Origin of the sequence: Exiguobacterium sp. SH5S13, from assembly GCF_004337085.1 — a bacterium.
Taxonomy (GTDB): Bacteria; Bacillota; Bacilli; order Exiguobacteriales; family Exiguobacteriaceae; genus Exiguobacterium; species Exiguobacterium aurantiacum_A.
On sequence record NZ_SJUS01000024.1, the window covers coordinates 22174 to 43879 of the forward strand.

23 protein-coding genes are annotated in these 21706 nt (G+C 53.5%); 3 read left to right on the forward strand and 20 right to left on the reverse strand.

Going from position 1 to position 21706, the window contains the following annotated elements:
* Nucleotides 1-7: 7 nt before the first annotated feature.
* Complete coding sequence (sdhA, locus tag EVJ30_RS11960; RefSeq protein WP_131457418.1) at nucleotides 8-1765, reverse strand: succinate dehydrogenase flavoprotein subunit; 1758 nt, start codon at nucleotides 1763-1765, stop codon at nucleotides 8-10.
* A 15-nt stretch (nucleotides 1766-1780) separates the two neighbouring features.
* Nucleotides 1781-2398: a succinate dehydrogenase cytochrome b558 subunit gene (locus EVJ30_RS11965; RefSeq protein ID WP_070327733.1), complete on the reverse strand. Its 618-nt coding sequence runs from the start codon at nucleotides 2396-2398 to the stop codon at nucleotides 1781-1783.
* 224 nt (nucleotides 2399-2622) lie between these two features.
* On the opposite strand from EVJ30_RS11965, the gene EVJ30_RS11970 reads away from it, so the two are divergent.
* A complete protein-coding gene (locus EVJ30_RS11970) occupies nucleotides 2623-3015 on the forward strand; it encodes a YslB family protein (RefSeq protein WP_236635484.1) in 393 nt (130 codons plus the stop codon).
* Nucleotides 3016-3046: 31 nt separating this feature from the next.
* On the opposite strand, the gene EVJ30_RS11975 is transcribed toward EVJ30_RS11970, so the two are convergent.
* Entirely contained in the window at nucleotides 3047-3832 is a 786-nt protein-coding gene (locus EVJ30_RS11975) for an aminoglycoside adenylyltransferase domain-containing protein (RefSeq protein WP_131457422.1), read from the reverse strand.
* Nucleotides 3829-5613 (reverse strand): excinuclease ABC subunit UvrC, encoded by a 1785-nt coding sequence (gene uvrC, locus EVJ30_RS11980; protein ID WP_131469263.1) that lies wholly within the window; start codon nucleotides 5611-5613, stop codon nucleotides 3829-3831. Before uvrC ends, EVJ30_RS11975 begins: the two co-directional genes overlap by 4 nt.
* Before the next feature lie 71 nt (nucleotides 5614-5684).
* On the opposite strand from uvrC, the gene EVJ30_RS11985 reads away from it, so the two are divergent.
* Nucleotides 5685-6998, forward strand: coding sequence for a dihydrolipoyl dehydrogenase family protein (locus EVJ30_RS11985; RefSeq protein WP_131469265.1), 1314 nt, complete (start codon nucleotides 5685-5687; stop codon nucleotides 6996-6998).
* 38 nt (nucleotides 6999-7036) lie between these two features.
* Here EVJ30_RS11985 and mnhG read toward each other — a convergent pair whose 3' ends face one another.
* The 16 genes from mnhG to EVJ30_RS12065 form a co-directional block, all read right to left on the reverse strand.
* Nucleotides 7037-7396, reverse strand: coding sequence for a monovalent cation/H(+) antiporter subunit G (mnhG, locus tag EVJ30_RS11990; RefSeq protein WP_016510023.1), 360 nt, complete (start codon nucleotides 7394-7396; stop codon nucleotides 7037-7039).
* Nucleotides 7374-7670, reverse strand: coding sequence for a Na(+)/H(+) antiporter subunit F1 (locus tag EVJ30_RS11995; protein ID WP_201738315.1), 297 nt, complete (start codon nucleotides 7668-7670; stop codon nucleotides 7374-7376). The genes mnhG and EVJ30_RS11995 overlap by 23 nt, the downstream gene beginning before the upstream one ends.
* On the reverse strand, nucleotides 7667-8152 hold the full coding sequence (locus EVJ30_RS12000) for a Na+/H+ antiporter subunit E (protein WP_131465514.1): 486 nt from the start codon (nucleotides 8150-8152) through the stop codon (nucleotides 7667-7669). The genes EVJ30_RS11995 and EVJ30_RS12000 overlap by 4 nt, the downstream gene beginning before the upstream one ends.
* A gap of 7 nt (nucleotides 8153-8159) precedes the next feature.
* Entirely contained in the window at nucleotides 8160-9641 is a 1482-nt protein-coding gene (locus tag EVJ30_RS12005) for a Na+/H+ antiporter subunit D (RefSeq protein ID WP_131469267.1), read from the reverse strand.
* On the reverse strand, nucleotides 9634-9975 hold the full coding sequence (locus tag EVJ30_RS12010) for a Na(+)/H(+) antiporter subunit C (RefSeq protein ID WP_131469269.1): 342 nt from the start codon (nucleotides 9973-9975) through the stop codon (nucleotides 9634-9636). The genes EVJ30_RS12005 and EVJ30_RS12010 overlap by 8 nt, the downstream gene beginning before the upstream one ends.
* Nucleotides 9975-10412, reverse strand: coding sequence for a Na(+)/H(+) antiporter subunit B (locus EVJ30_RS12015; RefSeq protein ID WP_131469271.1), 438 nt, complete (start codon nucleotides 10410-10412; stop codon nucleotides 9975-9977). The genes EVJ30_RS12010 and EVJ30_RS12015 overlap by 1 nt, the downstream gene beginning before the upstream one ends.
* On the reverse strand, nucleotides 10396-12825 hold the full coding sequence (locus tag EVJ30_RS12020; protein WP_131469273.1) for a Na+/H+ antiporter subunit A: 2430 nt from the start codon (nucleotides 12823-12825) through the stop codon (nucleotides 10396-10398). The genes EVJ30_RS12015 and EVJ30_RS12020 overlap by 17 nt, the downstream gene beginning before the upstream one ends.
* Nucleotides 12826-13188: 363 nt before the next feature.
* Nucleotides 13189-13503 carry a thioredoxin gene (trxA, locus tag EVJ30_RS12025; RefSeq protein WP_070327741.1) on the reverse strand — a complete coding sequence of 105 codons (315 nt, stop codon included), beginning with the start codon at nucleotides 13501-13503 and terminating at the stop codon, nucleotides 13189-13191.
* Between the two features lie 107 nt (nucleotides 13504-13610).
* Nucleotides 13611-14576: an electron transfer flavoprotein subunit alpha/FixB family protein gene (locus tag EVJ30_RS12030; protein WP_131457438.1), complete on the reverse strand. Its 966-nt coding sequence runs from the start codon at nucleotides 14574-14576 to the stop codon at nucleotides 13611-13613.
* A gap of 14 nt (nucleotides 14577-14590) precedes the next feature.
* A complete protein-coding gene (locus EVJ30_RS12035) occupies nucleotides 14591-15364 on the reverse strand; it encodes an electron transfer flavoprotein subunit beta/FixA family protein (protein ID WP_070327743.1) in 774 nt (257 codons plus the stop codon).
* Nucleotides 15365-15443: 79 nt separating this feature from the next.
* Nucleotides 15444-16022: a fatty acid metabolism transcriptional regulator FadR gene (locus EVJ30_RS12040; protein ID WP_070327744.1), complete on the reverse strand. Its 579-nt coding sequence runs from the start codon at nucleotides 16020-16022 to the stop codon at nucleotides 15444-15446.
* A gap of 80 nt (nucleotides 16023-16102) precedes the next feature.
* Nucleotides 16103-17776, reverse strand: coding sequence for an AMP-binding protein (locus tag EVJ30_RS12045; RefSeq protein ID WP_131469275.1), 1674 nt, complete (start codon nucleotides 17774-17776; stop codon nucleotides 16103-16105).
* A gap of 136 nt (nucleotides 17777-17912) precedes the next feature.
* On the reverse strand, nucleotides 17913-18389 hold the full coding sequence (locus tag EVJ30_RS12050) for a DUF4825 domain-containing protein (protein ID WP_131469277.1): 477 nt from the start codon (nucleotides 18387-18389) through the stop codon (nucleotides 17913-17915).
* A gap of 12 nt (nucleotides 18390-18401) precedes the next feature.
* Nucleotides 18402-19529, reverse strand: a complete 1128-nt coding sequence (locus EVJ30_RS12055; RefSeq protein ID WP_131469279.1) for an ABC transporter permease subunit — start codon at nucleotides 19527-19529, stop codon at nucleotides 18402-18404.
* Nucleotides 19519-20400: an ABC transporter ATP-binding protein gene (locus EVJ30_RS12060; RefSeq protein ID WP_070327748.1), complete on the reverse strand. Its 882-nt coding sequence runs from the start codon at nucleotides 20398-20400 to the stop codon at nucleotides 19519-19521. The genes EVJ30_RS12055 and EVJ30_RS12060 overlap by 11 nt, the downstream gene beginning before the upstream one ends.
* Nucleotides 20375-20776 carry a GntR family transcriptional regulator gene (locus EVJ30_RS12065; RefSeq protein WP_016510027.1) on the reverse strand — a complete coding sequence of 134 codons (402 nt, stop codon included), beginning with the start codon at nucleotides 20774-20776 and terminating at the stop codon, nucleotides 20375-20377. The genes EVJ30_RS12060 and EVJ30_RS12065 overlap by 26 nt, the downstream gene beginning before the upstream one ends.
* A gap of 179 nt (nucleotides 20777-20955) precedes the next feature.
* On the opposite strand from EVJ30_RS12065, the gene EVJ30_RS12070 reads away from it, so the two are divergent.
* Nucleotides 20956-21705 (forward strand): hypothetical protein, encoded by a 750-nt coding sequence (locus EVJ30_RS12070; RefSeq protein WP_131457448.1) that lies wholly within the window; start codon nucleotides 20956-20958, stop codon nucleotides 21703-21705.
* Nucleotide 21706 lies beyond the last annotated feature (1 nt).

A 21706-nucleotide genomic window follows, 5' to 3' on the forward strand; every position in this document is an offset into this window, starting at 1 on the left:
GGCGTCGTCATTTCGTCTTCGCCCCTTTCTTCGAGTAATCCCGTTTACGTGGCGGGATTAACGAAACGTCGATCTCTTCAAACGAGATATCGACTTCCCCTTCGTTGTAACGTGCCATCGTCGTCTTCATGAACAACTCGTCATTCCGTTCCGGGAAGTCCGGTTTGTAATGAGCGCCACGGCTCTCGTCGCGTTTAAGGGCGCCGAGCGTGATGACGCGCGCGAGGTCGAGCATGTGGTCGAGTTGACGGATGAACGAGGCACCTTGGTTGCTCCAGCGCGCCGTATCGGTCGCTGAGATGTTGTTGAAGCGTTCGCGTAGCTCGCGTAGCTTCAAGTCTGTCGCTTCGAGCTTATCGTTGTAACGAACGACCGTGACGTTGTCAGTCATGAGTTCGCCGAGTTCCCGGTGAATCTGGTAGGCGTTCTCCGTACCTTCCATCGCGAGGATGTCATTGAACCGCTCGATTTCTTCACGTTCGTTGAAGTTGAAGAGCGCTTCTGGCACGCTCTCGGTCGCTTGGTCAAGACCGCGCATATAGTTGACCGCCGCAGGACCGGCCTCCATCCCGCCGTACACAGCAGACAAGAGTGAGTTCGCGCCGAGACGGTTCGCCCCGTGCATCGAATAGTCACACTCGCCGGCTGCGAACAGCCCTGGGATGTTCGTCATTTGATCGTAGTCGACCCATAGTCCGCCCATCGAATAGTGAACGGCCGGGAAGATCTTCATCGGTACTTTACGCGGATCGTCGCCGACGAACTTCTCATAAATTTCAAGAATACCGCCGAGCTTGATGTCGAGTTCTTTCGAATCTTTATGCGACAAATCGAGATAGACCATGTTCTCGCCGTTGACGCCGAGCTTTTGGTTGACGCAGACTTCGAAAATCTCACGTGTCGCGATATCACGCGGTACGAGGTTGCCGTAGTCCGGATACTTCTCTTCAAGGAAGTACCAAGGTTTTCCGTCTTTGTATGTCCAAACACGTCCGCCTTCTCCACGCGCCGACTCACTCATGAGCCGAAGCTTGTCGTCCCCTGGGATCGCCGTCGGGTGGATTTGGATGAACTCCCCGTTGGCGTAGACGGCACCTTGGCGGTAAACCGCTCCGGCCGCTTGCCCTGTGTTGATGACCGAGTTCGTCGATTTGCCGAAGATGACACCTGGGCCGCCTGTCGCGAGGATGACCGCATCCGATGGGAACGCTTTAATTTCCATCGAGCGTAAATCCTGACAGACCGCACCGCGGCAAATACCCGTTTCGTCGACGATGGCACGGAGAAACTCCCAGCCCTCATATTTCTCGACGAGACCTTGCGCCTCGAAGCGACGGACTTGTTCGTCTAGCGCGTACAAGAGCTGTTGCCCTGTCGTCGCGCCGGCGTAAGCCGTCCGATGATAGAGCGTGCCCCCGAAGCGGCGGAAGTCGAGCAGACCTTCCGGCGTCCGGTTGAACATGACGCCCATCCGGTCGAACATGTGGATGATTTTCGGTGCCGCTTCCGCCATCTTTTGGACTGGCAGTTGGTTGGCAAGGAAGTCCCCGCCGTAAACCGTGTCATCGAAGTGTTGCCAAGTAGAATCCCCTTCCCCTTTCGTGTTGACGGCTCCGTTGATACCACCTTGAGCACAAACTGAATGTGAACGCTTGACCGGTACAAGCGAGAATAGTTTAACCGGAACACCCATCTCTGCCGACTTGATTGTCGCCATGAGTCCAGCCAGACCGCCACCGATGACGATCAAACTTTGATTTGCCATATACATTTCCCCCTATTACAAGATGCCCGCGAACGTCAAGATTGAACGGATGCCGACAAAAGATAGTGCCAAGAACACAGCTCCAGAGACGTAGCTCATGAAGTGTTGTGAACGCGGCGACTGTGTGATTCCCCACGTGATGGCAAACGACCAGAGACCGTTCGCGAAGTGGAACGTAGCCGAGAGGATCCCGACTATGTAGAAGATGAGCATGAGCGGGTTGTCGACGATGTTTTGCATCATCTCCGCATTGACCTCGACGCCACGCAACTTCGCCAAGCGCGTTTCCCAAACGTGCCACGCGATGAAGATGACGAGGAATACACCCGTGAAGCGTTGAATCATGTACATCCAGTTCCGCGCGTACGAGTATCGGTTCGTGTTGACCGAACCGAGGAAGGCGTAATACACGCCGTACACACCATGGAAAATCATCGGCAAAGCAATGATTGTCACTTCAAGGAAGTACAAGTACGGTAAGCTCTCCATAAATTTTGCTGCCTTGTTGAACGACTCCACCCCATCGACGATATAGTAGTTGACCGACAAATGGACGATCAAAAACAGACCGATTGGAATGACCCCAAGTAGCGAATGGACTTTACGACTGAAATAGTCACGACGCGCTGCCATTCTAGTTCCCCCTTTTCACGAGCCCTTGGCTCGTTTTGTAAATAAAAGCGTTTTCAAATGTAAATATAGCTTTATGTCTCCTATTCTACTCTTGTGAAATTTGTATGACAAGATAACCTAGCCGATTTGTCCCACATTCTTTTAGAAAATACCCGGTGACCAAATCCAAATTGGTCGTTATAATAGTATAGAGAGATTGGAGTGATGGAAGAAAAATGGAAACGATGAGCCAACCCACTTTCGCGATCGAACTGCTTCGCGACTATGTGTTGACAGATTTGCTTGGAGACGATTACGCCCAAGTCATCTATTGGTCCGGGAAACGGGTCGCCCGCAAATTCCCGACGATGCCGAATGAAGAACTGACCGCGTTCTTTTCGGAAGCCGGTTGGGGGCAGTTGACGCTCGTGAAAGAAAAAGAGAGCAAGTTCGTGTTTGAACTCACTCCGCCGCCTGCGACCCAAGAGAAAGCGAACGGATATTACCAGCTCGAGGCTGGTTTTTTGGCCGAACAGATTGCCGGTCGTTTCCAATGCGTCGCCGAAGGCTATGCCGATCCGGGGCGTCAGACCGTCCACATCACCGTCCAGTTAGACCGAAAAGATACGTACGAATAAGAAGAGCCGATGCGACCGCATCGGCTCTTCTTCATATAGCTTGGAGTTTCCGGTGTGCAAATTCGCGGAACGCATCCAACTCGTTTGCGGAAAAGTAGATTTCACCACCCGCATAAGACACCGAAGCTTTCTTGAGTGTCTGGACATAATCTGACGGAAACTTCCTGTGGCTCGCCCAGTCGAGTGCTTCCTGTTTCGATAACACGAGGCGATCTGAGCAGTATGCCAAAACGCGGGTAAGATTGAGCACGCTATACACCGGCGTGTCATGAATCGAGTCGAGACAGTCGTTTGCATCGCACATAAGAGCGTCCATATAATCTGCTTCCTTGAAGCCGACAATCACATCCTTGAGCGCTTCGCCATAGAGGACGAGACCTCTTTCACATGTGACTCGCACATGAGCCGCCAAGTCTGGGTCGGTCATCCCTGATTGGAGCATCGCCACGCCCCGGTTCCGAAGCGCCGACTCGAAGCGCGTACGCCATCCTTCGCTATAGTGAAAATCGAATGGACTCGGATGTCGCCAGGCGGTCAAATCACGAACCGTGAGTACGCTCAGCTCGATTGGATATGGCTCGTTTGATGTCACGAGACAAAGACGCGTCAGTGCCAGCTTCTCCTCAGGAGACAGCGGACGGCTTGTGACAATCAAAAAATCAAGATCACTATGTTCCGGATGAAACCCTCCCATCGCGATGGACCCATGTAAATACAGGTGCTCAAGGGGAAATACGATCTTGTGCACGCGTTTAATGAATGCCGCGACGACAGGACGGGCGATTGCAGGAATCGCTTGCGACACACTCTCTCTCATTCGTCCGTCTCCTCGTGCACATGCTCGAGCACGATCTCGGCGAGCTTCTCAGGTAACCCCGCTTCTTTCAACTGTTCGAGCGAGGCGAGGCGGATCTGTTTCATCGACCCGAAATGACGGATCAGTTGCTGACGCCGCTTCGGTCCGACACCCGGGATATCGTCGAGTACCGACTGCGTCATCTTCTTCGTCCGCAAGCTGCGGTGGAACGTGATGGCGAAGCGGTGAACCTCGTCTTGCATCCGCTGGAGCAGATAGAACGCGCTTGACCGCGAGTTCAATTCGACGACATCGCCGCCTTCGCCGAACAGAAGCTGGCTCGTCCGGTGGCGGTCATCCTTCTTCAGCGAGCCGACCGGCAAATCGAGGCCGAACTCGTTCTGCAACACGTCAAGGGCGGCGTTTAACTGGCCGAGTCCCCCATCGATCAATAAAAGATCCGGCAGACGTTTCTCCTCGGTCAACAGCCGTCGGAAACGGCGGCGGACGACTTCACGCATCGTCTCGTAATCGTCCGGTCCTTGGACGGTCCGGATCTTGTACTTCCGGTATTCTTTTTTGAGCGGCTTGCCGTCCTCGAAGACGACGAGCGCCGAGACGGCGTCAGCCCCTTGGATGTTGGCGTTATCGATGATGTCGACGCGAGATAAGTTCGGGATGCCGATCGCCTCACCGAGCTCACGCATCGCGAGCAACGTCCGTTCTTCATCGCGCGCAAGCAGCTCGAACTTCTCGTTCAAGGCGATGCTCGCGTTCTTCGTCGCGAGCTCGAGCAACTGTCGTTTCGCCCCGCGTTTCGGTTGCATCACTTTCGTCCCGAGCGCCTCGTTCAATAGATCGATGCGGACGATCTCCGGGACGAGCACTTCTTTCGGCAACACGTTCTGCTCATAGAACTGGACGATGAAGCTCTCGAGTTCTTCTGACGGTTCCCCGTGGAGCGGGAACAGCGAGACGTCGCGTTCGATCAGCTTGCCGCCGCGCATATAGAACACTTGGACGCACATCCAGCCGCGGTCGAGCGTATAGCCGAAGACGTCGCGCGCCGTCGGGTCGGCCGTGATCATGTTCTGTTTGTTCATGATCGATTCGACGGCCCGGATCTGATCGCGGAGCTCGGCCGCCCGCTCGAACTGCATGTCCTCGGCCGCCCGGTGCATATCGACTTGGAGCTTGGCGAGCGTCTCGCTCGTCTCCCCGTTCAAGAAACGGCGAATCTCTTGGACGATCGACTTCTGCTCGTCGGTGTCGACCGCGAGTTCACACGGTCCGAGACATTGGCCGATGTGGTAGTACAGACAGAGCTTCCGTGGCATCGGCTGACATTTCCGGAGCGGATACAGCTTGTCGAGCAACCGTTTCGTCTCGTTGGCGGCGTAGGCGTTCGGGTAAGGGCCGAAGTAATGGCCCCCGTCCCGTTTCAGCTTCCGCGTCGTGAGCAGCCGCGGGTACGGCTCGTTCGTGACTTTAATATACGGATACGACTTGTCGTCTTTCAACCGGATGTTGTATTTCGGGTCATGCTTTTTAATGAGCGTCATCTCGAGCAAGAGCGCCTCGAGCTCGCTCGCCGTGACGATATATTCGAAGTCACGGATCTCGGCGACGAGACGCATCGTCTTAATGTCGTGTGCCCCGGTAAAGTACGAGCGGACGCGGTTCTTTAAGTTTTTCGCTTTCCCGACGTAGACGACCTCGCCATACTCGTTTTTATGCAAGTAACAGCCTGGGTCGTCCGGGAGCAGCGCCAATTTATGTTTAATGTGGTCAGTTTGACTCAAATTTTATCACCTCAGTTTAGCTTCCTCCAAGACGGGAAAAAATTGGTGTAGTCTCAGAGGGAGGGTTTTTGATGAAACGATATGACGTAATCATCATCGGCAGCGGTCCGGCAGCGAGCCAAGCCGCGAACATTTTACGCGACGCCGGTAAACGGATTGCCATCGTCGAGAATTGGACGTTCGGCGGGACGTGCCCACAACGCGGGTGCGATCCGAAAAAGATGCTCGCGGAAGGGGCGGAACTCATCGCCAAAGTCGAACGCATGAAACCGCTCGGCGTCAAAGGAGACATCACGCTCGACTGGCACGCCTTCAAGCGCCGTGTCGATGAATACCGCTTCGCCATCCCGACGACGAAGATGCACAAGTGGAAAGAAGATGACATCGACTTATACGAGGGCGAGCCCCACTTTATTGATGAAGACTCGATCGTCATCGAAGGCCATGAGATCTCGGCGCATCAGTTTTTGATCGCGACCGGCCAAATCCCGCGCCCGCTCGACATCCCGGGCGGAGGCGGCGCCATCACGAGCGACGACGTGTTCGACCTCGAGGACGTGCCCGAGCGGATCACCATCGTCGGTGCCGGATATATCGCGTTCGAGTTCGCGCACATTCTCCGCCGGTTCGGCAGCGCTGTCACGCTCCTCATCCGGTCGCGGGCGCTTAAACAGTTCGACCGAAAAATTGTGAAGCGGCTCATCGATGAGACGGTCCACATCGGCGTCGACGTCCGGTTCGGGCTCGAGCCCGTCAAGCTCGACGGGAACATCTTGACATTATCAGATGACTCTACCCTAGAAGGACTCGTCCTTAACGCCACGGGGCGTATCCCGAGCATCGAGCGGCTGCGGTTGGATGCGGCCGGCATCGAGGCGGACAAGGACGGGATCACCGTCAACGACTATTTACAGACGACGAATGCAAACGTCTATGCGGCCGGCGACGTCGCCAAAAGCCCGAACCCGGCGCTGACCCCGTTTGCCGGGCAAGAAGGACGGATCGCCGCCCTTAACCTGTTGCGGAACAACACACGTCCGTTGCCGGAGCGTCCGGCCCCGACGGTCGTGTTCACGACGCCGCCAATCGCCAAAGTCGGTCTGACGGTCGACGAGGCGAAATCGCTCGGGATCGACTATGAATGCAGGGATAATGACATATCCCACTTTCTTACGTATGAACGGGTCAATGACGCGACCGCCTTCTCGCGCGTCTTGCTCAGCAAAGACGGCCACGTCATCGGCGCTCACTTGATCGGGCAACACGCGCCCGAGCTTATCAACTTGTTCTCGTTCATTATACAAAACAATATCAGCCATCAACACGTTAAGCACTTAGAGTTCGCCTATCCGACGTCCGCCTCTGATTTGACGCACTTGATGTAAAAAAAAGGCTCTTCCATGTCGTATGGAAGAGCCTTTCGTCATTCGATCCCTTTTTCTTTATCTTCTTTGAGCGCGTCCTGTAACGACTTCTCCCAGAGCGGGACGCCTTTAGCGTGAGCCGCCCGGGCGAGCAAGTGTCCGCCGACAGGTGCGGTCAACAAGACGAAGAACAAACCGAGCAAGAGACGTGCGTCGAAGATACGTTGGTCGACCCAGACGTGGAGCACCGCCGCGAACAAGACGAACATGACGCCGAGCGTCGCCGACTTCGATGCCGCGTGCGTCCGCGAATAGACGTCCGGCAAACGGATGAGGCCGATCGCCGCAACGACCGTGAAGAACACTCCGATGATCGTGAAAACGCCGGTCAATATATCAAAGATCGTTGTCGCGGTCATGATGAATGATCTCCCCTCTCTCTAAGAATTTCGAGAACGCCACCGTACCGATGAAGGCGAGGATGCTGAGCAAAAGAATAACCTCGAAGAATATCGTCGTGTCGAGCAAGATCGACAACAGCGCGACGACCGAGATCAACGCGATCCCGATCGAATCGAGCGCGATGACACGGTCAGCCGTCGTCGGCCCTTTGATGACCCGATACAACATGCCGAGCATGGCAAGCAAGAGAATGGCGAGCGCAATGTAAATTAAAATATCTAATATGCTCATTCCGTCGCCTCCTTAATGGTTGATTCAAAGTTATTGTAGATGTCGCGTTTGAGCGCCTCTTTATCCGGCATGTTGAGCGCGTGGATATAAAGTATTTTATTATCTTTCGAGACTTGGACGACGAGCGTCCCTGGGGTGAGCGAGATCAGCATCGACAACAGGCTGATTTTCCAACCCGTGCGCAGTGACGTTTCATATCGGAAGATACCAGGTTGAATCTTCAATTTCGGGCTCAAGACGAGACGTAACACCTCGAAGTTCGCCATGACGAGCTCACGTGCGAAAATCAAGAACAGCTTGAACAGCTTGATCACACGTGTGAAGTAAAAGCCCGTACCTTCAGATTTGAAGAACCGCCGCATCATAAAGATGACGAGCAGTCCGAGCAAGTAACCGATGAGAAACCCGCTCGTCGTGAACGTACCGGAGAAGAACATCCAGATGAACGCCAAGAAAAAGTTGATGAGTAGTTGGTAAGCCATGTCTAAATCACTCCTTAATCACGGCATCGATGTAGATTTCCGGTTCGACGAGCGGTTCGATTGCCTGGGTAATGAACGGATGCATCGCCTCGGCCCCGAATCCGTACGCGACGGCCACTGCGACGAGTAACAACGTCGGCACGATGAGTCGGTTCGTATACGGGACGAGCGGACCGTCATAGACGCGTCTCTCTTCTCCCCAGAACCCATAGAGGAAAATCTTAATGACCGAGAACAAGACGAACAAGCTCGACAGCAAGATGAGCAGCGGGCCGAACAAGTCGCCGTCGGCCACCCCGCCTTGAACGATCAACAATTTACCGAAGAAGCCACTGAGCGGCGGAATGCCGGCGAGTGACAACGCGGCGATGAAGAACGTCCATCCGAACAGCGGGAACCGGGTGATCAATCCACCCATGTCGCGAAGTTGACCGGAACCGGTGATCCCGATCATCATCCCGACAAGCATGAACAAGGCGGCCTTGATGAGCATGTCGTGAATCAAATAGTAGAGCGCCCCTTCAAGCGACGTCTGCGTATTGAGGGCGATCCCGTAAAGGATGACGCCGACCGCGATCATGATGTTGTAGATGATGATCAACTTCACATCGTTATAGGCGATCGCCCCGGTCATCCCGATGACGATCGTCAGCACGGCGAGCACGATCAAGAACGTCTGCATGAACGACCCCGTGTCGAACAAGAGCGTGTACGTCCGTAAGATCGAATAGACGCCGACTTTCGTGAGCAAGGCACCGAACATGGCGAGGATCGGCGTCGGGGCAACGACGTACGATCCAGGCAGCCAGTAGTGCAACGGGACAAGCGCCCCTTTCATACCGAAGACGATGACGAACAAGACACCGATGACGGTGATGACGTTTTGATTTTCGACGAGCGGGATCTTCTGGGCCAAGTCAGCGAGACTGAGCGTCCCGACGACGCCGTAAAGAAGTGCGACGGCCATGACGAACAGCGCCGACGCGATGACGTTCACGAGCAAGTATTTGATCGACTCGCGCAACTGGACGCCTTTCCCACCGAGTACGATCAAGACGTACGAAGAGATGAGGAAGACTTCAAAGAAGACGAACAAGTTGAAAATATCGCCCGTCGTGAAGGCGCCGTTGACACCGACGAGTAAAAATAACATCGCGACGTACACGTAGTTCGATTCATAAGCGTCCGAGAAATAATGCGTCGCAAACCAGACGATGAAGAACACGATCAACGTCGATGTTGTGACGAGAAGCGCCGACAACATATCCGAGACGAGCGTGATTCCGAACGGTGCGGGCCAATTCCCGAGGTTGACGGTCAAGATACCGTCTTGCGATACGGTGAAGACGAGCAACACCGATACCGCGAACGTGACAAGTAAAGCCCCGAGTGCCATCACACGTTGTAGGCGTACCTGTTTCGGTGCGAACATCAGGATGACGGCTGCAAGTGCAGGGATGACAATCGGAAAGATCGGTAAGTTAATCATTCGATTCCGTTCCTTTCATTTCCTCAATATTATCCGTGGTCAACTCCTGGTACGCCCGATAAGCGAGTACCAAGAAGAACGCCGTCACACCGAAGCTGATGACGATCGCCGTCAAGACGAGCGCTTGCGGCAGCGGGTCGGTATATTCCGTGACCCCGTCGACGAGGACAGGTGCCGCTCCCGTCTTCAGTCCACCCATCGTCAAGACGAGCAAGTGGGCTGCGTGACTGAGCAGGCCGGTACCGATAATGATGCGCAACAAACTCTTTGAGAGAATCATGTAGACCGCGCTCATCGTCAGTACCCCGATGATGATGCTAACGAAGATTTCCATTATTCACTCTCTCCAATCGTTTGAATGATCGTCATCGTCACACCGATGACCACAAGGTAGACGCCTAAGTCAAAGGCGATGGCCGTGTGAAGCGTCTGTTCACCAAGGAGCGGCAAATCGAACTTGTCATAAGCGTGTGTCAGGAACGGACGATTCCAAAAGATGCTGTGGAGCGATGTTAGCATCGCAATGACAAGACCGAGTGCCGTCATGATCCGATAGTCGAACGGTAAGACGTTCGCAAGCGTCTTCGAGTCGAACGCGAGCAGTAACAACACGAGAGCAGCAGCCGTCATCAATCCACCGACAAACCCGCCGCCTGGCGAATAGTGCCCGGCGAAGAATAGGTTGATTGAAAACATGATGATGATGAAGAAGATGATCACCGCGGCCGTCTGTAAGATGACGTCATTCACTTGATCATTTTTCCGATTCATGTTCATGTGCTCCTTTCGTGCGTTCTGTCGTTCTAAATTTAATCATCGTATAGATCCCGATTGCCGCAACGGCGAGGACGACGATCTCGAACAGCGTATCAAAGCCCCGGAAGTCGACAAGGACGACGTTGACCATGTTCTTCCCGGCTGCTAAGTCGTAGACGTTCTCTTTATAATACTCAGAGATCGAAGACACCGACCGGTTCGACAGTGCCATGAAGCTGAGCAACATGACCGTCACCCCGACGATGACCGACACGATCGCGTTCTCCACTTTAAATTTGACGCGAACTTCTTTTCTGCTGATCTCCGGCATGTGATAGAACACGAGCAAGAACAAGGCGACCGATACCGTCTCGATGACGAGCTGCGTCAAAGCGAGATCCGGCGCTCCGAAGAACACGAAGAACAAGGCGACCGAATAGCCGATGACCCCGAGCAAGATGATCGATGGCAGGCGTGAACCCATGAACAGAATCGCGAGCGCCGCCAAAATGATGACCGCCCCGAGCACATATTCATACGGCGCGACAGCCTCCATCTCGCCGAACGAGAAGTTGAACAAGTCGAACCAGTACATCGAGAACAACAGCATCCCAGATAAGAACAGGAAGATGTAGATCAAGTAGGACCGGATGAAGCCGGTCATGTAGTTGTCTTTAAAGCGATAAGCCGCTTTGTTCGACCAGACGAGCGACCCGTCGTACATGCCGTTCAGCGTCAGCCGGTTCGGGATATGGTTGTAGATCCCCATCCACTTGTTGATCATGAAGAACATGAGCGTCCCGAGGGCGATAATCCCGAGCGTCATAAATAGCTCTGGAGTCGGTCCGTGCCAGAAGTAGATGTCGACTTTGACCTCTTGCCCGCTCGCGACGAGCGTCGGATAGATCGACTCGACGGCAGGCTTGATGAGCGAGTTCGACAACACGTTCGGAACGAAGCCGAGGACGACGACGAGGATGGCTAAAATGGCCGGCGGGATGAGCATCCCGATTGGTGCCTCGTGCGGCTGTTTCGGCAATTCGTCGAACTTGGCTTTCCCCATGAACGTCCGTGTAAAGATGATCAAGCTATAGATGAACGTGAACACGCTCGCGATGAACGCGACGACAGGGATCAAGATCCCGATCGTGTCGAGCGCGAAGAAGTCCATCGAGAACACTTTCGTCGTCGCCTTCAAGAACATCTCTTTACTGAGGAAGCCGTTGAATGGCGGTAACCCTGCCATCGACAACGAGCCGATGACGGCGATTGTGAACGTGATCGGCATGACGGTCATGAGACCGCCGAGCTTACGGATGTCACGTGTGCCCGTCTCGTGGTCGACGATCCCGACCATCATGAACAACGATCCTTTGAACGTGGCGTGGTTGATCAAGTGGAAGATGGCCGCGATCGTCGCGACCATGAAGATGTTGTCGTCGATCCCGTCGTAATGAAGCGCCGCGGCGCCAAGGCCGAGCAGCGACATGATGAGACCGAGCTGACTGACCGTCGAGAACGCGAGTATCCCTTTCAAGTCCGTCTGTTTGACGGCGTTGAAGGCTCCCCAGAACAACGTGAACGTCCCGACCGAGACGATGATCCATAGCCAGAGCGATGATTCTTGGAACACCGGACTCATCCGGGCGACCAAGTAGAGCCCGGCCTTGACCATCGTCGCCGAGTGCAAGTACGCACTGACCGGGGTCGGTGCTTCCATCGCGTCCGGCAACCAGATGTGGAACGGGAATTGCGCCGACTTCGTGAACGCCCCAAGCAAAATCAAAATCATGGCGGCGACGAAGAACGGACTTTCGGCGATAAGCGCCTGATTTGCGACCATGTCGCGGATGCTGAACGATCCGACGATCGACTCCAAGATGACGATCCCGCCGAGCATTGACAGACCACCGAACACGGTGATCAGCATCGACTTGCGTGCCCCGTAGCGAGAGCGTTCTTTCTCATACCAATACCCGATCAACAGGAACGACGAAATCGATGTGAGTTCCCAGAACATGTACATGACGACCATGTTATCCGAGAGGACGACACCGAGCATCGCACCCATGAAGAGAAGCAGGTACACATAAAAGTGACCGAGCGACTCTTTATCTTTGTTCAAGTAGTAAATCGAATACAGGACGACGAGCGCCCCGATCCCTGTAATAAGGAGGGCAAACAGTAGTCCAAGCCCGTCCACGTAAGCGGTAAAGTTGATCCCGAGCGACGGCATCCACTCGACCGTTTCGCTCACGACGTCTCCCGCACTCGTGATTCCGATGAAGCGGAAGAAGTAGACGAACAGGAGCACCGGGACGACCAGTACGAACCAGCCCGTATGGATCCGTTTCAACGCCCGAAACAAAAACGGGATGAACGGTGCCGCGAGGAGCGGCAACAAGATAGCTAAATGTAACACCGACAAGAAAATTCCTCCTTCGAACAGAGTCTTACAACGATGACATCAAATATTAAGTTCATTTGACGCCATCACGTCTTCCTCATGAGTATAGCTTAAATTTTCAGGCTGTTTCCATGATAAAAGCTTCTCGCTTTTCTAGCCATGGTTAAAAAAAACTGAACTGTTAAATATGAAGGGAGTCGACAAAAAACGACTAAAAAAAATTGGGTTTGGATTGCATATGTAAGCTCTCTCAAACGTGTTGCCGCTCCCGAATCGATGGTAAACCTTAACCTATCTTATTCTTTGCTCGCTCACTAAACTCCTTGTTCCCTAACGAAGCCAACAAAAAACAGCCGATCGGTCTCCCGATCGGCTGTACGTTTATTATTTTGCTGACGCGATAAACTCTTTAAGCGCTTCTTTTGGTTGGAAGCCCATTGTTTTCGAGACAGGTTGTCCGTCTTTGAACATCATGAGTGTCGGGATGCTTTGGATTTGGAAAGCGCCCGCTACTTCTGGGTTCTCGTCAACGTCGAGTTTAACGATTTGGACTTGGTCGCCCATCTCTTGATCGAGTTCTTCAAGAACCGGTGCGATCATGCGGCACGGTCCACACCATGCTGCCCAAAAATCGACGAGGACGACGCCCTCTTTCACTTCTTGTTCGAACGTTTGAGTCGTTGCGTGTTTAATAGCCATTTGGTAAATACCTCCCCAGTAAGATGAGACAGTTCAATTAAGAACTCTCTTGCATTTCATGTTCAGAGTATACCACGGAGGGTAACTTTCCCCAAACGTTATGCCCATCAGCTATTGACGAGGTGTTTTCGGAACTCTTCAGTCAAGAGCGGCACGACGTCGAACAAGTCGCCGACGATGCCGTAGTCGGCTACGCTGAAGATGCTCGCTTCCGGGTCCTTGTTGATGGCGACGATGACTTTTGCGTTGCTCATCCCGGCCAAGTGTTGGATTGCCCCGGAGATTCCGCAGGCGATATACAAGTCCGGCGTGACGACTTTACCCGTCTGACCGATTTGGAGTGCGTAGTCGCAGTAGTCCGCGTCACATGCTCCACGTGAAGCACCGACAGCGCCACCGAGCAGTTCAGCGAGCTCTTCGAGCGGTTTAAAACCGTCCTCGCTCTTGACGCCGCGTCCTCCGGCGACGATGACTTTCGCTTCCGCGAGATCGACTTTTCCGGTCGCCTTACGGACGACTTCTTTGACGATCATGGCGAGATCTTTCAATTCGACGGCCGGCGTCTCGACCGACACGCTCGCCCCCGCTTGACGTGGAAGTGCGTCGATGTTGTTCGGACGAATCGTGAAGAACATGACCGAATCTTTGAACTTCACTTTCTCGAACGCTTTACCCGAGTAGATCGGACGGACGAACTCGGCGTCTCGTCCCGAGCCTTCGATCGAGACGACGTCACTGATGAGGCCGGCGTCAAGACGGGCCGCGAGTTTCGGTGCGATGTCTTTTCCGAGTGCTGTGTGGCCGAGGACAATCATATCCGGTCCTTCTTGGTCGATGATTTGGCGGAGTACTTGGCCGTAACCGTCCGGCGTGTAATGTTTGAGTCGCTCGTCTTCGATGACGAGGACGCGCGCTGCGCCGTGCTCCCCGAGTTCAGTCGCGAGTGCTTTGACGTTATCCCCAATGACGACCGCCGTCACGTCGTCCGTCAGTTGCTTCGCCGCGGCGATCGCTTCAAATGATACGTTCCGTAACGCGCCTTCGCGCGCTTCTGCGAGTACTAAAGCTTTCATATGTGATGTCCCCCTTAAATGACTTTGGCTTCCGTGCGAAGTAGTTGAACGAGCTCGCTCACTTGTGTCGACGTGTCCCCTTCAAGAATACGTCCCGCTTTCTTCTCTTCCGGCAAGAACCGTTTGATCGTCTCGATCTTCGCGCCGATCTCGTCTTCGTCGAGGTCGATGTCTGAGAGATCGAGTTCTTCGAGCGGCTTCTTCTTCGCTTTCATGATACCGGGAAGGCTCGGATAGCGCGGTTCGTTCAAGCCTTGTTGCGCCGTCACGAGGAGCGGCAGGTTGACTTCAATCACTTCCGTGTCCCCCTCGACGTCACGCGTGACCGTCGCCGTCGTGCCGTTGATGTCGAGCTTCGTGATCGTCGTCACGTAGTTCATGTCGAGCAGCTCGGCGACGCGCGGCGCCACTTGTCCGCTACCGCCGTCGATGGCGACGTTACCGGCGAAGATGAGGTCTGGTGCTTGGTCTTTCAAATATGCGGCGAGCACTTTCGAGATTGTCACGTGATCTGCGTCCTCGACGTCATCCTCGATCGAGATGCGGACCGCTCTGTCCACACCCATCGCGAGCGCTGTCCGTAGTTCTTTGTCCGCGTCGTCCGGTCCGACCGTCACGACCGTGACTTCTCCCCCGAGATCGTCACGCTTGCGGATCGCTTCCTCGACCGCATACTCGTCATATGGGTTGATGATGAACTCGGCACCGTCTTCTTGGATCTCCCCGTTCTCAAGTTGGATCGCTTCCTCTGTATCGAACGTACGTTTTAGCAACACAAAAATATTCATGTCAGTTCCCCCTTCAGGTTGTTCGTCCCATCATTCATGAATCAGCATTCATTTTTTGAGCTAACGAGAGGGCTTACGGTTAAGCAAGCCCTTTTTTTAACATATGGTGTACTTTCGGTAACGTCGACATTAAGTCGTACTTGAAGCCGCTCGCCATCCAACTCGTGACCACTTCATCGATCGTGCCGAAAATCATTTGTCGCGCCAGCCGGTAGTCGAGGTCCTGGTCAAACTCCCCGGTCTCGATGCCGTGCTTGACGACCGCATCGATCAAGTTCAAATACGGCTTCAACACTTCACTGATCTTTTGGCGGAGCGCCAAGTTCGACTGTCTGAGCTCGATTTGCGTCACGACGGCGAGGTCGTAGTCGACCGACAGCTGCTTGAGATGCGACTCGATCAACTGGTACAGCTTGTCGCCTGCCGTCGTCTCCTGCTCGATCTGTTGCTTCGAGTAGTCAATGAACAGGCCCATCTTCGTCTGGAACAGCTCGATCAATAGATGCTCCTTGTTTTTGAAGTACAAATAAATCGTTCCGTCCGCGACACCAGCTTCTTTGGCGATGGCTGTCACCTTTGCACCGTGATAACCATGGTCCGCGATCACTTTTACTGCCGCATCGATAATGCGGTCACTTTTTGATACATTCTTTTTCATAGACACCCATGCTCCTTATTGCTGCAGAAAAATGAATGATGGTTCATTCATTTATTATTCTATCATGTCAAAGAGAGGTGTCAACTGCTTTGTTTCACTTGTTTCGCCTTCTCTTCGTCGACGAGGACGCGGCGCAGGATCTTACCAACGAACGTCTTCGGCAACTCGTCACGGAATTCATACAGCTTTGGTACTTTATACGCCGCGAGCTTCTCACGGCAATGCTTGTCGAGCTCGTCTTCGGTCACATTCACCCCGTCCCGCGTGACGATGAACGCTTTGACCGTCTCACCGCGGTACGGGTCCGGGACACCGATACAGACTGCTTCCTTGACGGCCGGATGTTCGTACAGCACTTCTTCGATCTCGCGCGGGTAGACGTTGAAGCCACCGGCGATGATCATGTCTTTCTTCCGGTCGACGATGTAGAAGAACCCGTCCTCGCCCATATAGCCGAGGTCACCGGTCGCGAGCCATCCATCTTTCAAGACGGCCGCCGTCTCTTCTGGTTTTTGCCAGTAGCCTTTCATGACTTGCGGTCCATTCAGGAACACTTCGCCGATCTCACCGACTTCGGCCAATGTCTCGCCGTCTGCCTTTACAATTTTAGCAGAAGTATCGGATAACGGCACCCCAATCGAGCCGACAATGCGCTTATCCCACAAGAAGTTAGCGTGCGTCACCGGTGACGTCTCGGACAACCCGTATCCTTCGACGATGCGCCCGCCCGTCACGTCTTCGAACTGTTCTTGCACTTCGACCGGGAGTGGTGCCGATCCTGAGATACATGCCTCGATCGACGACAAGTCATACTTTTTCAGTTTCGGGTCGTTCAAGATGCCGACATACATCGTCGGGGCTCCTGGGAAGAAGTGTGGTTTCTTCTTGTTGATCGTCTTCAAGACGTCGGTGACGTCAAAGCGCGGCACGAGGATGAGTTCATACCCGTTCGCCACCCCGAAGTTGAGGCAGCATGTCATGCCGTAGACGTGGAAGAACGGGACGACGCTCAAGACGCGCTTCTCATCACCGCGGTTATATTTATAGAAGAAGTTCGAAATTTGGTCGACGTTCGCCGTCAAGTTGAAATGCGTCAACATGACGCCTTTCGGCAGCCCGGTCGTCCCGCCCGTGTATTGGAGCACGGCGACGTCTTGTTTCGGGTCGATCTCGATCGGCTTGACCGGTCCAAAGTTTTTGAAGTCCTTGAACGCGACCGAACCCGTCGTATCGATGACGATATTGTGCTCACGTTTCACTTTGATCGGGTACAGCTTATTTTTCGGGAATGGCAGGTAGTCGGCGATACTCGTCGTAATGATCGTTTGAATGTCCGTCTTCTCCTTCACGCGGAGCGACTTCGGATAGAGGAGGTCGAGCGTGATGACGATCTTCGCGCCGGAATCGGTGATCAAGTTTTCAAGCTCGTACTCGGTGTAGAGCGGGTTCGTTTGGACGACGGTCCCACCGGCATACAGGACGGCGTAGAACGAGATGACGTACTGTGGGCAGTTCGGGAGCATCAGGCTGACCCGGTCCCCTTTTTGCAACCCTCTCGACTGCAACATCGTCGCCAAACGGTGGGCCGCATCATCGATTTGGGCAAACGTCAAATCCTTGCCGATAAACGAGACGGCGGTCCGGTCCGGAAAATCTTTAGCGGCGCGGCTGAGTGCCTCATAGAGTGGCTTCACCTCGTAGTCGATCGTTTCAGGCATGTCAGCTGGATAATCTTGTAACCACGGTTTTTCCATTGATTCTCCTCCTTATAATGAATAGTCATTCAGTTAATTCCATTATAATGCTAAGAAAACGCTTTCATCTACCCTTTACCCGATAATTTTCAGAAAATATCGAAAAAAAGTGCATGGATTTAAAAATCCATACACTTTAGACGCGTCTGAAGTACGCTTCAGTTTGCTCTTCATTCCCAATTTTTTCATCCAAGCGGGCCATTAACTCTTCTTCTTTCTCGATCGTCGAGAAGTCGATCCCGAGCCACGCCTCCATCTCGGGGCGAGAGAACGCGTACGTCCGGTTCGGGAACGCGAAACGGACGATCTCCGTATTTTGTACGAGCGTGAAATACGTCGCCGCGTTACGGATGGCAAGCCGCTCCTGCTCGATGCGCTCAATCTCCGGATCATGATAACGGACGGTCAAGCCATAGGGACGTTTTTTCGTCTGCAGCTCGATCGACTTATAACAGTCGTGCATCGGCAACGTCTTGGCGATGCCGACGACGGCGTTGATATCGCCGACGTATGTGCCCTCGTATTGAAAGGCACTCGGGTGCCGCTTCGAGGGATCACTACACCCAGAAAGTACAAACAGTAATGCGACGAGCACCAGACCGAACCGTTTCATGATACGTCCTCCTTAAGATTTGAGTTGCAGGTTGAAGCGGTAGAGCAGGCGTTTGGCGAGCAAGTGGGCGAGGAAGCCGCCGATCAAGAAGCCGATGACGTAAAGGATGCTGTTCGTCGAATACGCGATATTCGCTAAGATAATCCCACCAAGCATGGCGAAACAAAGCACCATCATCAGGTGAACGAACCAGAGCCAGTTCGAGAACATGAAGAAGCGGCCGTTGTTCTCTTGCGGGGCCCGGTTGAATGTAAGGAGTCCGAATCCAAACGATAGGACAATAAAAGCAAGTACGCTTAATGGAGCAACGGCTAGGAACTCTTGCCACACGCTGTTGTCTGTATATAAGTTATACGTGTCGACGTTAATTACATTCGCAAGCGGTGAAATCACGCGCAAGAACACACTTTCAATCGCACGTTCGAATACACTATATACGCGCTCTGTATTTTGAGTGAACGATATGACCGATCCTTGAATCAGCAATAAGATGCCGACAGGGAACAATAGTGCGACGACCGACCAGAGCACTTGCGAGATTGCCTCCCCGCCAAACGAACCCATCCATAACGCCAACGAGAAAACAGCAATTCCGGTCAATAGCATAAAACCAACGAGCGCTGCGACTTTCAACGAATGTCCTTCAATTAAGAACGAATAGCGTGACGCATGGATCATCCAAAGCATGAGCGGTCCACCAAGGAGTGTCGAGACGACGATGCCGCTCGTCCCAATCAACCATTTCGATATGTACAACTGGTTCCGGTTGAACGGGAGGGACATCGCAAAGTCAGACATTTGGCTGTTGCGTTCACTGCCAATCAAGACAGACGCCATCAAGAAGCCGAAGATGATATAGAGAAAGATGACTCCACCATACGGGATGAGTGTCTGTAAATCGCCAATCCAGTAACTAGATTGCGGGTTGAACAACTCTTCAACTGATGCGTTCGACGCATCACCATTAAACCACTCAGCATACTCGTCCGGATTCATTTGAATGTCCTGAACTTGTTCATCGAACGACTGCATTTGTGTCCACACCGGGAGCGTGTACGCGACAATCCCAAGGAAGACGAGCAAAATCCATAACAACGACACTTGTTTCCAATCTTTTTTCAACAACACGTTAAATGACACTTGCCTCACCTCCTAATTGGACCCGGAAAATGTCTTCGAGCGACATCGGGATCTCTTCGACGAGCATCGGGTCGTGGGCGTCGACGAACGTGTCGAGCTCTTGCGTCCGTTCTTTCGCCATGAACAAGACGACGCGTCCCGTCACGTTGATGATTTCGATATCTTTTCGTTCGAGCAGTTCGACGGGTACTTGGTCGTTGAAGACGACTTGCAGCTTGACGCTCGACTCACGAGCCTCTTCAAGCGACATGATCGCTTTGACCCGTCCCTTCTCGATCATGATGATGCGGTCGGCGATCCGTTCGAGCTCGTGCAGCTGGTGGCTCGAGACGATGATTGAGCAGTTGCGTGCCTCGACTTGGGCGATCATCAGTTTCAAGACGTCGGCCTTGGCGACGACATCGAGTCCATCGGTCGGTTCGTCAAGCAGGTAATAGCTCGCTTTGACGGCGAAGGCGAGCGACAGCGTCACCATCGCCTTCTGCCCTTTAGACAACTGACGGATCTTTTTATTACCGATGTTGTAGCGCGTGAGCGTCTCGGTGAACGCCGCCCGGTCGAACGACGGATAGATCGAGGCGTATAAATCCATCGCCTCGTTGACGGTGTAATGTTTGAGCGCGTCGGCTGAATCCGGAACGAAAATGACGTCCCGCTTCAATTCAGCTTTCTCAAAAATGCTCGATGGCCCGTAGCGGACGTCCCCGGTGTCCGGTCGGATGATGCCGACCATCGTCCGGAGGAGTGTCGTCTTGCCGGCCCCGTTACGACCGACGAGGGCGATGATCTCTCCTGGTCTGACCGAGAAGTCGATCGCATCGAGCACGGTCTGGCGGTCGATTCTCTTACTCAGTTGCTGTACTGTCAGCATGGTTCTCCCCTACTTTCTTATACTCTGTCTCAAATAGCGTCATCGCTTCTTTAAGCGACACGTTCGCGTAATGGCAGTCGATGGCGAGCTTTTGGATGGCTGCGACGACCGGCGCTCGTGACGCGTCTTGGTCAACCCAGTCCATCGAGACGAACGTCCCGCGCCCGCGATGCATCTCGAGCAAACCGAGCCGCTCGAGCTCTTGATACGCCTTGCTGACGGTGTTCGGATTGATGACGAGGTCCGTCGCGAGCTCACGGACCGACATGACTTTGTCGCCCGGTCGCAAGATGCCGCGGATAACGAGCGCTTTCGTCTGATTGACGATTTGTTCATATAAAGGTTCCGCACTTTTCATATCGATCTTATATAACATGGGTCACACCCTCTCTTGTAAACGTGGTATAAGTGTATTATATGTATTAGTACACGTAATAGCAATAGTTCTTAGAGGGCATTTTCAGTTTACAGGGAATTGGGAATAAATAGAATACGACTTTGGACCGAGACGGGATTCGGTCTTTTCGGGTACATTGTAGTAGAGGTGAACAGAAAATGAAGAAAAGGTTGTTAATTGGCGCAGTCGGCTTGCTCGTCGCCGGATCGATGTACGGGAGAAGCGAAGCGACGGAGCGCTATACAGACTACATCTATGACACGTACGGGGAGCGTGTCGATGTCGACGTATCACAGGACTGGAAACTGACTGGATACAAGGCGACGTTCAAACTGGAGACGACACCGCTTCGCGGGACGTATTCCGCGCGGACGTATGGGGACGGCTCGATCCATGACGATGTGATGCCCGCCTACTGGGTGAAAGAAGCCGAGACGACGCTACACGACCGACTCGTCACCGCGAACGTCTTGTCACGTGAAGAGACAGTCCGGGCGAACGTACCGGAAGACGCGGTGCGAATGCGCGACGTGACGACAAAGCCTGAACCGACGTCCATCTTCGAATTGAATCCAGAGACGTTTTTAGGCGCCTCCGTCATGCTGCACGAAGCGTGGAACGACACCGCTGAACAGAAACAGCGCGTGCTCGACGTCATCCGTCTGCTCGAGGACGACGTGAAGTCGATCCATTTCTCGTTCGACGGGACACCGAATGAGGATGACGACTTCACCGAGCGTTATTTGAACGTGTCACGCACACCCCAATCTGGCGATCCGTCGTTCAATTCACTCCAAACGATCGACGACTTGAACCGCCACGACCGCCTGTATGGGTTTGACAAGACGACGTTCATCAGCGAATACCGATTTGATGGGACGAAAATCGAGCGAGACACTGCTGACTAAT